General features: G+C 67.3%; 10 protein-coding genes. 7 read left to right on the top strand and 3 right to left on the bottom strand.

Annotation, left to right across the window (positions count from 1 at the left end; genetic code table 11):
- The first annotated feature begins 11 nt into the window (after positions 1–11).
- Positions 12–569, top strand: coding sequence for an ActR/PrrA/RegA family redox response regulator transcription factor (locus J4G32_RS15470; RefSeq protein WP_210496225.1), 558 nt, complete (start codon positions 12–14; stop codon positions 567–569).
- A gap of 6 nt (positions 570–575) precedes the next feature.
- On the opposite strand, the gene J4G32_RS15465 is transcribed toward J4G32_RS15470, so the two are convergent.
- Entirely contained in the window at positions 576–1,073 is a 498-nt protein-coding gene (locus J4G32_RS15465) for an MmcB family DNA repair protein (protein ID WP_210496224.1), read from the bottom strand.
- A gap of 112 nt (positions 1,074–1,185) precedes the next feature.
- Complete coding sequence (locus tag J4G32_RS15460; RefSeq protein WP_210496223.1) at positions 1,186–1,740, bottom strand: tetratricopeptide repeat protein; 555 nt, start codon at positions 1,738–1,740, stop codon at positions 1,186–1,188.
- Between the two features lie 234 nt (positions 1,741–1,974).
- Between J4G32_RS15460 and J4G32_RS15455 the strand changes: the two genes are divergently transcribed.
- The 6 genes from J4G32_RS15455 to J4G32_RS15430 all read left to right on the top strand — a co-directional run bounded on the left by J4G32_RS15455 (position 1,975) and on the right by J4G32_RS15430 (position 11,234).
- Entirely contained in the window at positions 1,975–4,512 is a 2,538-nt protein-coding gene (locus J4G32_RS15455) for an ABC transporter family protein (RefSeq protein ID WP_210496222.1), read from the top strand.
- A gap of 85 nt (positions 4,513–4,597) precedes the next feature.
- A complete protein-coding gene (locus tag J4G32_RS15450) occupies positions 4,598–5,518 on the top strand; it encodes an MBL fold metallo-hydrolase (RefSeq protein WP_210496221.1) in 921 nt (306 codons plus the stop codon).
- Between the two features lie 135 nt (positions 5,519–5,653).
- Positions 5,654–8,098 carry a calcium-binding protein gene (locus tag J4G32_RS15445; protein WP_210496220.1) on the top strand — a complete coding sequence of 815 codons (2,445 nt, stop codon included), beginning with the start codon at positions 5,654–5,656 and terminating at the stop codon, positions 8,096–8,098.
- Positions 8,099–8,252: 154 nt separating this feature from the next.
- Entirely contained in the window at positions 8,253–9,263 is a 1,011-nt protein-coding gene (locus J4G32_RS15440; protein WP_210496219.1) for an NAD-dependent epimerase/dehydratase family protein, read from the top strand.
- A complete protein-coding gene (locus J4G32_RS15435; protein ID WP_210496218.1) occupies positions 9,250–10,302 on the top strand; it encodes an MraY family glycosyltransferase in 1,053 nt (350 codons plus the stop codon). Before J4G32_RS15440 ends, J4G32_RS15435 begins: the two co-directional genes overlap by 14 nt.
- Positions 10,299–11,234: an NAD-dependent epimerase/dehydratase family protein gene (locus tag J4G32_RS15430; protein WP_210496217.1), complete on the top strand. Its 936-nt coding sequence runs from the start codon at positions 10,299–10,301 to the stop codon at positions 11,232–11,234. Before J4G32_RS15435 ends, J4G32_RS15430 begins: the two co-directional genes overlap by 4 nt.
- Here J4G32_RS15430 and J4G32_RS15425 read toward each other — a convergent pair.
- A complete protein-coding gene (locus J4G32_RS15425) occupies positions 11,173–13,134 on the bottom strand; it encodes an SDR family NAD(P)-dependent oxidoreductase (RefSeq protein WP_210496216.1) in 1,962 nt (653 codons plus the stop codon). The two genes, J4G32_RS15430 and J4G32_RS15425, sit on opposite strands and share 62 nt — an antisense overlap.
- Positions 13,135–13,152: the final 18 nt, after the last annotated feature.

Genomic DNA, 13,152 nt, shown 5'->3' with positions numbered 1-13,152 from the left:
GAGATGTTCTAATGGCCGACGCGCCCGTCGCGTTCGAAGAGCGTGCGGACAAGAGCCTTCTGATCGTCGATGACGATCGCCCTTTCTCGACCCGTCTCGCCCGCGCCATGGAAGCCCGCGGCTACCAGGTCCGCGTCGCCGAGAGCGTCGCGGAAGGCCTCACGGCGATTGAAAGCGAAGCACCGGCCTTTGCGGTGATCGACATGCGATTGGGCGACGGCAACGGGCTCGATGTGATCGAGCGCCTGAAGAAAAGCCGCCCCGAGGCCCGTGGCGTGATCCTCACCGGCTACGGCAACATCGCCACTGCCGTCACGGCGGTGAAGATGGGGGCGTTCGATTACCTGGCCAAACCCGCCGACGCAGACGAAATCCACGCGGCCCTGATGGCGATCCCCGGCGAGCGCGCAACCCCTCCCGAAAACCCCATGTCGGCCGACCGGGTGCGGTGGGAGCATATCCAGCGCGTCTACGAACTCTGCGGGCGGAACGTTTCGGAAACCGCCCGCCGTCTCAACATGCACCGCCGCACGCTCCAGCGGATCCTGGCCAAGCGCGCCCCGCGTTAGAGCGTCTCAAAGGCGACCCTCGGAGATTCCGCCGGGATCGGCAAGCGCATGCAAGGCGCTTGCCGCCGCATGGGCGAACCGCAACATCACGGCCTTGCGCCGCGCGCCGGCGAGAGGATGGCGGCCTGAATCGCGCAGGATCGCGGCCCCGAAGGCGTCGGCCACGATCAGGCCGCGATCCGCCGGGAGCAGGTCCGCCGGCATGGTGTCGGGGACGGCAAAAAAGAAGCGATCGCAGTAATCCTGATAATCCGGCCATTTCCGGTCGGCCCTGAAATCCGCCACGCAGGACTTGATCTCGACGATCGTGATCAGCCCGTCCGCCCCCAGCGCCATGATGTCGGCCCGCCTGCCGCTGGCCAGCGTCAGCTCCGGCAGGGAGGCATGACCGAGCTCGGCGAAAAGCCGCCGGACACCGCGCTGCACATGGAGCGCGGTCGGCGACTGGCGGCGGTCCACGAGCAGGATCGGGCGGTGCGCGGAATCCGGAACCGGTGCAGCCATACGGGGGGAATCAGGGGTGAGCGAATCGGCCATGGGCAAAGATTACGCCCTCGGATCGCCGTCGCAACGGCCCGATTGTCGCGCTTTCGCCGGCTTACCGGAAGGCCCGCCCTCAATGCAGCATGAGGTTGCGCGGCGCGAGATCCTGCAGGATTTCGCCAAGGTCTTCCAGATGGGGGTTGATCGACAGGGCGATCTGGAACGCGGCCCGGGCCTCGTTGAGATGGCCGTTGCGCAGGCACACATGGCCAAAATCCGAGATGGCGCCGAAATGCCGGGGTTCGATGGCGAGGGTTCGCTCGATATCGGCCAGGCAATCCGCGTCGCGCTTCTCCATGAAGCACAGGGTCGCCCGGCGGTTCCAGGCTTCGGCCCAGTCGGGGTAACGTTCGGTCAGATCGTCGAGCAGAATGCGGGCCGCATCCCAGGCGCCGACTTCCATGCCTTCGATGGCCTCCGCCATGATCTCCTCGGCGTCGCGATCCTCGTGGGAGGTCCAAACGGCCCAGATCAGCTCCTCGGTCTCTTCCGCAGCACCCGCGTCGTCGGCTGCCGCGAGCGCATGAAACAGCTCTCCCAGCCGCCGGGGCAGGCCCGGGGCGGGGCGGTGGGCCGACAGGTCGAGAATGAGGTGAAAGACGGGGTCAAGGGTCCGGGGTGAAATCATCGTCGCTCTGCTATCCTCCCAGGCCAGCCAATCCAAGAGGCAAAAGATAGAGTCGAACCGCCCTGAAACGAGGGGTCGGGCCTGTCTTTCGCGCGATGCCGGTGATTTGCTCCGGCTCGGGCCGTGCAAGCATGGCCATCGGACGCATCCCCGTCAACTTTTCGGGCCTCCGGCTCTAGTCGTTACGGTTCCGCTTCGATAACCTCCGCGCATCATGGCAACCAGGGACACGACATGGAGCGCGATCCACTTCGCCTGACCTGGAAGACCACTCCGTGGCAGCACCTTCTGGGTTTCCTTGTTCTGGCATTGTCCGGAATCACGCTCCTCATCGGGCTCGATCTCATCCGGGTCGCGACGGATGTGGGGGTGCGCGCCGCGGCGGTTGCGCAGGACGCGGCCACCTTCCTGCGCCTTTCCATCCCCCTGCCGCGGGAAATCGCCGACGGGCCGCTTGTGCTCGTGCGCGGTTTCGCCCTGAGCGAGGAACAACTCACCATCATCGCCATCGGCGGCGTCGTTCTGGTGCCGCTCCTCATCGCGGTGCTGCACGCAGCCCTTGACTGGATCCTGGTGGGAATCGGCGCGCGGGTGATCCAGCGCATCCGCGACGCTGTGCTCGACGCTTCCCTGCGGGCCCCCCTCTCGCTCGCCTCCGAAGTCGCAGCCCTGCACGATCTCGCGGCCGACGATCTGTCGCGGCAGGGCCGGGTGCTCGGGGCCTCGCTTCTGGTGGCGACCCGGCTCACCGGCATGAGCGCGCTGGCGCTGCTCTATGTGGTCGTGACCGACTGGCACGCGGGATTGGCGCTCGCGCTGGTGATGGGGCTGGGGGCCGCCCTTAACGCCGAACGGTTCCGCCTGCGGGTCGACATCGCGCGGGTCCGCGAGAAGGAGGGCGCGGCGATCGAGAAGACCTTCGCCGAACTGCGGCATCGCATTCCAGCCATCCGGGCCCACGGGACCAGCGCGCTCGAACGCCAGCGGGTGGTCGAGGCGGTGGCGCTCCGCCATCGTCCGGTTGCCGCCTGGGAACGGCGGCTCGCAGTGGTCGAATCCTTTTCCGTTGCGGTGATCCTTCTGGCGCCGCTGGCCATTCTGGCGGTTGCCGCCTGGTATTCGCCCACTGGCCCCGCCAGCCCCGGCGCGCTCGTCGCCTGTGCGCTGGCGGCCGCGCTCGCGGCCTTCGGGATCCGCGAAGGCGTGCAATGGCGCCGGGTGGTCGAGCGCGCCAAGACCCTGCTGACGGCTTTGGGCGACATGATCAACGCCATCCGGCCGCGGGCGCGCGAACTTGCACCCGAGACCCTCCCGCGCAGCGGCACGCTCGTGGCCGAGGGCGTCTCGGCGCTCGATCGCGCCAGCGGGTCGCGGATCGCCGGAGTCGACCTGCGCATTCCCTTCCCGGCCCATGTGGCCTTGACCGGCGACGGCGATGCCGGCCCGCAGGTGCTGGCCTCGCTCCTGGGCGGCCGCATCGTGCCGTCGACCGGCCACCTCACCTATGGGGGCGTCAATCTGGCGGCGGTCGACCCGGTCGAGCGGGCGCGCCGGATCGCGCTGGCGGGCGACACCGTCCTGATCCCCGGCACCCTGCGCGACAATCTCCTCTATGGCTGCGTCGGGGATGCGGCCGAGCTGGAAACCCGGCTTGCGGACGCGGTGGCAACGACCGGTCTCGACCGCCTCACCCACGCGCGCGGCCTGTCCGGCACGCTCGATCCCAAGCGCGAGAAAAAGCTCGCGGCCGCCATCGTCGAGGCCCGCCGGGCCGTCCACGAGGCGCTCGTGGTCGAGGACCTCGACCGGTTCGTCGATCCGTTCGACGCTCTGCGCTACAACCGCTATGCGACGGTCGGCGAGAACCTGCTGTTCGGCAAGGCGATCGGCGACACATTCCGCGAAGACCGCCTGGCCGGCCACCCGTTCATCCGGGCCATCCTGGAAGCGGACGACCTCACCAAGCCCCTGGCGCGGATGGGGCTGTCGATCGCCGGCAGCATGATCGAGATTTTCGCCGACATCCCGGACGGTCACCCGCTCTTCGAGCGGTTCGCGTTCTTCTCGGCGTCGGACCGGCCGTATTTCGAGGATCTGGTGGAGCGTCGGCGCGAGAACCGGCGTGGCGTCCAGACCGGGCGCGACCAGGAGCGGCTCATCGGCCTCGCCCTGCGATACAACGAAAGCCGCCACCGTCTCGGCCTCCTCGACGCCGAGATGGAAGGTCGCATCGTGACGGCCCGCGCGGACCTCGCCCGGATGCTGCCGGTCAGCCTGCAACCCGCCATCGAGTTCTATGACCAGGCCCGGCTGTGCGCAGCCGCCAGCGTGCAGGACAATGTTTTGTTCGGTCGCGTCGCGTCGGATCAGGCCGGTGCCGCGGACGCCATCCAGGCCGTCATCCGCCGCGTTCTCACCGATCGCCGGCTCGACGCGGACGTGGCCCGGATCGGCCTCTCCATGCCGATCGACATCCAGGGCGGCGATCTCACCTTAAGCGACGTGGCGCGGGTCGATCTCGTGCGCTGCCTCGTGCGGCGTCCGGACATTCTGGTCGTGCAGCAGGCGCTCAACGGCCTGCCCACGGCGGCGGCCGAAACGCTCGTCCTGAGCCTTCGTGGCGCCCTGATGGGACGCGGCCTCGTGCTGGTGACGCCGGAGGTCACGCCCGCCATGCAGAACCCACCCTTCGAGGCCGTGATCCGGTTCGAGCGCGGCGTGCCGCAGGTCGATGCGACGGCCGCAGACAGCAGTGCTGCCACGCCCGCATGACCGATTCGCGCTTGACCAACCGGCTGGGTCTGCTCATGTGTGCCAGCGCACATGCGGGAGGTTCCACATCCGTGATGATCGAGGAATGGTAGGGCGAGCTTTATCGTCGGGTGACCTCCAGATCCGATTCTGGGGTGTGAGAGGCTCGACCTGCGCGTCGGGCGCGCAGTTCGTCGAGTTTGGCGGCCATACCCCGTGCGTCGAAGTGCGGTGCGGCGAGCGCTTGTTCATCGTGGATGCGGGCACCGGCCTGTCGGCGCTCGGAACGCATCTGGCCAATTCCGCCCCCGACACCGTCGACCTCCTGCTGAGCCACCTGCATCTCGATCACATCAGCGGCCTGCCGTTCTTCAAGCCTGCGCTTCTCAGCAACGACCGGGTCATTCGCACCTTCTGCGGCAATCTCGGCGGCGAAAGCGCCAAGGCCTCACTCGAGCGGCTCTACGCCCCGCCGCTCTTTCCCATCTCCCTCGACCAGTTGCCGGCGCATTTCGAGCACCACGGTTTCAACGCCGGCGAAACCCTGTCCTTCGCGGACGGCACGCTGGTCCACACGCATCTGCTCAATCATCCCGGCGGGTCGACCGGCTACCGCTTTACCCATGCGGGACGGAGCGTCTGCTACATCAGCGACATCGAGCATACGGTGCCCTGGCCCGATCCGGCCCTGACCGCTTTCGTTCGCGACGCCGATCTGATGATCTATGACGGCATGTTCTCCGATGCGGAATACACCCGCTGCCAGGGATGGGGGCACTCGACCTGGCACAAGGGCGTCGAACTCGCGAAAGCCGCCAACGTGAAGGCGCTGGCGATCTTCCATATCTTCCCCGGCCATGACGACACCTTCCTGAGAGCCTCCGAACGTCAGATGCAGGAACTCATGCCCACGGCCTTCGTGGCCCGCGAGCGCCAGACCATCGCGTTTCCCGCGATCGCCCCCGGCCCCGCGCAACAGACCCAGCAGGCCGCGCGTCAGCCGGCGGGTGCAGACGAGTCCCGCTAACTCCCGGGTCTTCCCGCGTGCCGCCTTCGAAGCGACATTGTCATCGCTACATTATAACGCCTTAAGAGGGCTGATTCCCGTTGGAATCGCCGGGCGAGAGACCAGTCGCGCGGTTCGTGCGAGACGGAGGTCTCGATGCCAGCTCTATTCTCCGCCCACCCGACCGGCAATTCGGCGACGGGGACGCTGGTTCTCATCAACCTAGATGGCGACCAAGTCTCTAGCGCCGGGACCGACGCGGTCTGGCTGGATACGGGGAACGTGGCGACAGTCACCGACGATATCGCGCTCCTGTCGCTGGAAATCGGACTTGCGGACGGCGTGCTCGATCCCGGCAGCATCTTCGGCATCGACACGCGCGCGGGCGCTTTCAGCCTGACGGACGGCCTCGCCGAAGGCAGCGAACTTTCTGCCGGTGATGTCCCCATCGGCAGGATCATGACCACGACCGACGGCATCGGCGCATTGGTCATGATGCTCAATTCGAATGCGACGCCGGCCCTGCTGTCGCAGCTTCTTCACGCGCTCACCTACAAACGCGCCGATGCCGCCCCCCACGATCCCGTCGCGGTCGTCATCAAGCTGACCGATGTCGAGGACGTGAGTATGACCGCCACCGTCACGGTGAAGTCGGGCGACACGCCTATCAACCGATCAGCCCCGGTCATCACGCACCTCGATGGCGATCAGGTCTACAGTGACGGAACCGAGGCGGTTTATCTCGATGCGGGTTCTCTCGACGGGCACAGCCTCGCCAGGGTCACGGACGATGGCGAGCTCGCCCGCCTGGAAATCGGCCTGAAGGACGGCGCGACCGATCCCAAGAGCGTCTTCGGCATCGACACGACCATCGGCGGCTTTTGGTTGTCGAACGGCCTCGCCGAAGGGAGCATCCTGCTGGCCGGCGAGACGGGGATCGGCGAGATCGTGTCCACCACCGGCGGGGCTGGGTCCCTGGTGATCGCCCTCAACGGCGATGCGACGCCGGCGGTGGTCTCGCATCTCCTCCAGCTCCTCACGTACACGCGGACCGATGCCGCCAACCACGATCCGGTCGCGGTCGTCGTCAAGCTGATCGATGCCGACAACTTCAGCGCCACCGCCACCGTCACGGTGAAGTCCGGCGACACGGCGCCGCCTCCGACCGCGCCGGTCATCGCGCATCTCGACGGCGACAAAGTCTACAGCGCGGCGAGCGATCCGGTTCTGCTCGATGCGGGCTCGCTCGCCGCCAATACACTGGCCACGGTGACGGATGACGGCCCCCTGTCTCGCCTGGACATCGGTCTGAAAGGCGGCGCGGTCGATCCCAAGAGCCTGTTCGGGATCGCCACCAGCGACGGCTTTTTCCACCTGACGAAGGGTCTCGCGCAAGGCAGCGCGCTGCTTGCCGGCGAGACGGTCATCGGCGAGATCGTGTCCACCACCGGCGGGACCGGCTCGCTGTCCATCGCGCTCTGGGACACCGCAACCGCCGCCCAGGTTTCGCATCTCCTGCAGACGCTCACCTACAAGCGCGCCGACGCCGCCCTCCATGATCCCGTCGAGGTCGTCATCACGCTCACCGATGCGGACGATCTCACGGCCACCGCCACCGTCACGGTGAAATCGGTCGCGGCGCCCACGGCGCTTACGCTCGACGGGCACATGGTCATGGAGGGCGCGCAGGCCGCAACCGTGGTCGGGACCTTCGTCACGATCGATCCCAGTGCCACCGACACGTTCACCTATGCGCTGGTGGATGATGCGGGGGGCCGCTTTGCCATCCAGGGCGACAAGCTCGTGGTCAAGCACGGCGAATGGCTCGATTTCGAGCAGAGCGTCGCTCACGACGTGCGTGTGCGGGTGACGGATTCCGAGGGGTCGAGTCTGGAGAAAGCCTTTCGCATCGACGTGGCGGATGCGCCGAACGAGTCGATACAGGGCTCCGATGGGGCCGATACGCTCTATGGCGGCGGCAGTGCGGACACCCTGTCGGGCGGGAGTGGCGGCGATCATCTCCACGGCGGGGCCGGCGGCGACTGGATCGGGGGCGGCGCGGGGGACGACGATCTCTGGGGCGATGACGGCACGGATGTGCTTTCGGGCGAGGATGGCGACGACGACCTGGACGGCGGAGCGGGCAACGACAGCCTGTCCGGCGATGCGGGCGCGGACACACTGGAGGGTGGCGACGGCAATGACGTGCTTCAGGGCGGGGCCGGCAACGACCGTCTGTCCGGCGGTCGCGGCACGGATGTGCTGACCGGCGGCACGGGCCGGGACGTGTTCCTGTTCGACACGAAGCCTGCCTCCCACGCGGACAGGATCACGGATTTTCACGTGAAGGAGGATGCGGTGTGGCTCGACAATGCCGTGTTCCGCACCCTGGGCAAGGGCAGCCCCGACAAACCCGTCAAGCTGAACAAAAAGTTCTTCAGCCTTGACCGTGCCAAGGACAACAACGACCACGTCATCTACTTCAAGGCGACGGGCGTCCTCTCCTACGATGTCGACGGATCCGGCAAGGCGAAGGCCGTCGACATCGCGGTGCTGAGCAAGAATCTCAAGCTGGTCTGGTCCGACATCTTCGTCATCTGAGCCGCATCGGGAGCGCAGCGTCGAGCCCGCCCGCTCCTGCCGAACCTCGGTGGTTCCCCCTGCGGAATTCCACAGGGGCGCCGCAGCGCGCGGTTTCCTCGCGGGTGAAACGGCCCTAAGGTGCCGGCCTTCACAGAAGCAGCGGGACCATTTGATGCCAGCGCCCATCCTCGTGACCGGAGCCGCGGGCTTCATCGGGTTCCACGTGGCCCGGCGCCTCCTCGACGACGGCCATCAGGTGGTGGGGGTCGACAGCTTCACGCCGTATTACGACGTCAGCCTCAAGGAGGCGCGCTTCGCCACGCTCCTCCCCCGCAACGGCTTTCTGGGCGAGCGCCTCGATCTGGCCGATCCCCAGGCGATCCGGGACCTGTTCGCGCGGCACCGCTTCACCCATGTGATTCATCTGGCGGCCCAGCCGGGCGTGCGCTTCGTCGACCCACAGCCTTATGTGCAGTCCAACATGGTGGCGTTCGTCAATATGCTGGAGGCGTGCCGGCACGGACAGGTCGAGCATCTGGTCTATGCCTCGTCGAGTTCGGTCTACGGGGCCAATCGCCAGCTGCCGTTTTCCGAACATACACCCGCCGATCATCCCATCAGCCTCTATGCGGCCACCAAGAAGGCCAATGAGATGATGGCGCATTCCTATGCGCATCTCTTCGGCCTGCCGGTGACGGGCCTGCGGTTCTTTACCGTCTACGGTCCGTGGGGCCGGCCCGACATGGCGGTCTACACCTTCACCCGGGCGATCGCCGAGGGTCGCGAGATCCGCGTCGCCCATGCGGGCAAGGTGTGGCGCGACTTCACCTATGTGGACGACATCGTCGAGGGCATCGTGCGTCTCGTGGGCCAGCCCGCAGCAGCCGATCCCGCCTGGGATGCGCTCGACCCCGACCCCGCCACCAGCAGCGCGCCCTATCGGCTGTTCAACATCGGCAACGACCACCCGCAGGAGGTCAATCACCTGATCGGGCTGATCGAGGCAGCCCTCGGCCGCAAGGCCGTGCGGGTCGACGTTCCGCTGCCGCCGGGGGACGTGCTGGAAACGCGGGCCGACGTCTCGGATCTGCGCCGCGCGGTCGGCTTCTCGCCTGCGACCTCGCTCGCGGACGGCGTGCAGAAGTTCGTCGACTGGTACCGGGATTATCATGGCGCTGCGTGATCTTCTGCTGGCGCCGCTGGCTGCTTTCGTCCTGACGGTACTGCTCATCCTCATCCTCAAGCCGCTGCTGGCGCGCTACGCGATGGCGCGCCCCAATGCGCGCTCGAGCCACACGGTCCCGACCCCGCAGGGCGGCGGCATCGCGATCATGATAGCGATCCTCATCGTGGTGAGCGCGGGCCTGGTTCTCCTGCGGTGGGTGCCCGAACCCGGCAGTCTCGTCCTGCCGCGCGGGACGCTCGCGGGCGTGCTCGCGGCGGCGGTCGTGCTGGCGCTCGCCGGTGCGATCGACGACATCCGCCCGCTGCCGGCGCTGCCGCGCCTGACGCTGCAATTCCTCGCCGTCCTCATGGTGATCGGCCCGACCCCCCTGCGGCTGTTTCCGGATCTCGTGCCCGCCTGGCTGGAAACGGCGCTGCTGGTTCTGGCAGGAGTCTGGTTCGTCAACCTCGTCAATTTCATGGATGGGCTCGACTGGATGACGGTGGCCGAAATGGTGCCGATCACGGGCTTCCTGATGGGGTTAGGCCTGCATCTCGGCGGCGTTCCGCTCTTCGACCCGGCCGGCGTTCCGCTTCTGGCCGGCGCGCTGTGTGGGGGGCTTGTGGGCTTTGCGCTCTTCAACAAACCCGTCGCGCGGCTCTTCCTTGGGGATGTGGGCTCCCTGCCGATCGGGCTGATCGTGGGCTGGTGCCTGCTGCAACTGGCCGGTACCGGCGCGCTGGTCGCGGCCCTCCTGCTGCCGCTCTATTATCTGGCCGACGCCACCATCACGCTGGGCCGTCGCCTCGCCCGGCGCGAGAAGGTGTGGGAGGCCCATCGCACCCACTTCTACCAGCGGGCCACCGACCGGGGTTTCACGGCGCTTGGGGTGAGCGCCCATGTGTTCGGGCTCAATCTTGTGCTCGCCGTACTCGCGGCGGTGACGCTCGCGTATCCGAGCCTTTCGGTTCAGATTGCCAGCCTCCTCGCGGGGAGTGTGCTGACCGGCCTGCTGCTGTTCCGTTTTTCGCGACGCCACCCGGAGCCTGTCCGATGACCGCACCCCTGATCGCGCTGACTGGCGCCACCGGCTTTATCGGCCGCCATCTGGTGGCCGAACTGCCCAAGCGCGGCTATCGGGTGCGGGTGCTGCTGCGGCGGCCGAGCGAGGTGCCGCCCGGCGCCACCGGCGCGGTCATCGGCGATATCGCGTCCCCGCAGAACATGGCGGCGGCCCTGCGCGATGTCGACATGGTGATCCATTCGGCCGGGTTGGCACACGCCATGTCGGGACGTCCCGAGGACGATTACCGCACCATCAACACGCAAGGCACCCTGACGCTCGCCCGCGCGGCCGAGCGGGCGCATGTGAAGCGCTTCGTCTTCCTGTCGTCGATCCGGGCGCAGAGCGGCCCGGTCTCCAGCGCCGTTCTGTCCGAGGCAGACGCGCCGCATCCGACCGACGCCTATGGACGTTCGAAACTCGAGGCCGAGCAGGGTCTCGACACGTTGGCGATGGATTGGGCCGCCCTGCGGCCGGTGCTCGTCTATGGACCAGGCGTCAAGGGCAACATGGCGGCCCTGCTGGCGCTGGCGCGCACCGGGTGGCCGCTGCCACTGGGCGGGCTCACGGCGAAGCGCTCGCTCCTGTCGCTCGACAATCTGACGGCAGCGCTGGATGCCGTGCTGACGGCCGAGGGGCCGCTGCGCCGGCCGTTCATCGTGGCCGATCCCGAGCCTGTCACGGTGGGCGAGATCGTGGCGGCTCTGCGCGCCGGGATGGGACGGGGCCCGGGGCTCCTGCCGGTGCCGGCGGGCCTGCTGCGTCTGGCCGCCATGATGGCCGGAAAGTCGGAAGCCTACGAGCGGCTTTCAGGCTCGCTCGTCGCCCGGCCAGACGCCCTGCGGGCCCTGGGCTGGCAGCCGGTCAATGCGACGCGAGACGGATTGGCTGCGCTGGCTCGGGCGGCAGGGCCTTCCGGCGCGTAAATTCCGGAATCGCCTCCTCGAACACGCGCTCGGCCCCGGCCCTGTCATTGGCCTTGAGCGCGTGGGCAAGCGTCTTCAGCCATTCCTCGACGCGGGCGCGGTCGGCGAAGACGGGCTTTGCGGCCATCACGCCGTCGATGCCGATTTCGGCCCGCGGCTCCTCCCGGGCGAACAGGATCTCGTGCAGGCGTTCGCCGGCCCGCGTGCCCGTGTAGGCGATCTCGATTTCCTCGCCGGGCTCGAACCCTGCCAGCCGGATCATCCGCTCGGCCAGCTCCAGGATGCGCACGGGCTGGCCCATCTTGAGCACGTAGACGGAGGCGCGCTCGTCGCGATTGCTGCCGTCATGGAGCACCCGTCCCTCGCCATCCGCATGCGACGCGGAGGTCAGCACCAGATCGGCCGCCTCCCGGGTGGTCATGAAATAGCGCACCATGTCCGGATGGGTGACGGTGACGGGACCGCCGCGGGCGATCTGCGCCTTGAATTTCGGCACCACCGAGCCGACCGAACCCAGCACGTTGCCGAACCGCACGGCGATCAGGCGCGTGGCGCGGTTGCGGCCCATGAATTCCGCATCGAGCGCCTGGCCGTACATCTCCGCAAAGCGCTTGGTCGCGCCCAGCATCGAGACCGGGTCGATGGCCTTGTCGGTGGAGATCATCACGATGGCCGCAGCCCCCGCCTCGACCGCCGCATCGGCGACGTTCACCGTCCCGAACACATTGGTCTTGATGCCCTCGGTCCAGTTCTTCTCGAGATAGGGCACGTGCTTCAGGGCAGCGGCGTGGAACACCACGTCGGGCTTGAAGCCGTTGATGACCTCGCGCACCCGCTCCCGGTCGCGCACATCGGCGATCGCTCCGTCCACCACCGTGTCGCTCGACAGGATGGTGGGGTTTTCCAGAATATGGTGCAGGGAGGGTTCGGAGCTTTCGAGCACCAGCAGGTCGCTCGCACCGAACGCCACCACGCGGGTGCAGATTTCCGACCCGATGGAGCCGCCGCCGCCGGTGACCAGCACGCGCTTGCCGCGGATGAAGGTTTCAAGCCGGCCGCGGTCGATCTGCACGGTGGGCCGCAACAGCAGGTCTTCGATCTCAAGCGGGGCGAGTTCGGCGTCGCGCATGCCCTCGCCGAGACTGGTGACCCTTACCAGCGGCAGGCCGAGCCTGCGGGCGCGGGCGATCAGCATGTCGGGATGGGCCTCGGGCGCCAGCGCACTGGGGGTCGCGACCAGCCGCCTGATCGGCACGCCGCGCTCCTGGAAATCCTGCACCACCTGGTCGAGATCCGCGAAGGTGCCGAGCACAGGAACGCCCCGGATGGACTGGCCGAGATCGTCGGCCCGGTAGGACAGCACGCCCTTGGGCTGCAGCTTCTTGACCGAGCCCGATTCGATGGCGCGCAGCATCACCTCGATGTCGCTGCCGCGGCCCAGAAGCAGGGTCGGCGTGTTGGCGTCGCGCTGCAGAACCTGCCGCGACTGCGCATATTTCACGTAACGGAATGCGAGACGTGGCCCGCCCAGGAAGAACATCTGGATCAGCCAGTAGAGCGCGATGGTGATCTTGCCGAAGAAGAAAAACCCGAAAAGCTGCGGCGATACCAGGATGTAATCGACCACCAGCAGAGTGAGCGCCAGGACGCTCGAGGCGCGGAAGATATTGTAGAGGTCGGGCAGCGACGCGAAGCGCCATTTCGACCGGTAGAGCTGGAAAAACCAGTAGACGCAGCCTGCAAACAGGACGAAGGGCGGCAGCACATAGGGGAGCTGGCGCAGCCTCTCGGCCAGCAGGAACCCGTCGAATCGCACGAAAAATGTCGCCACGACAGCCAAAGCCGTCATCACGAGATCATGCGCGATGATGAGGGTTTTCTTGAAATCCTGGCGGGTCATGGGCCTCTGTCGCAAACT

Source organism: Microvirga antarctica (assembly GCF_017921815.1).
Classification (GTDB): domain Bacteria; phylum Pseudomonadota; class Alphaproteobacteria; order Rhizobiales; family Beijerinckiaceae; genus Microvirga; species Microvirga antarctica.
Note: the sequence above shows the minus strand (reverse complement) of the source record. Positions and strands in the feature narration are given on the sequence as shown.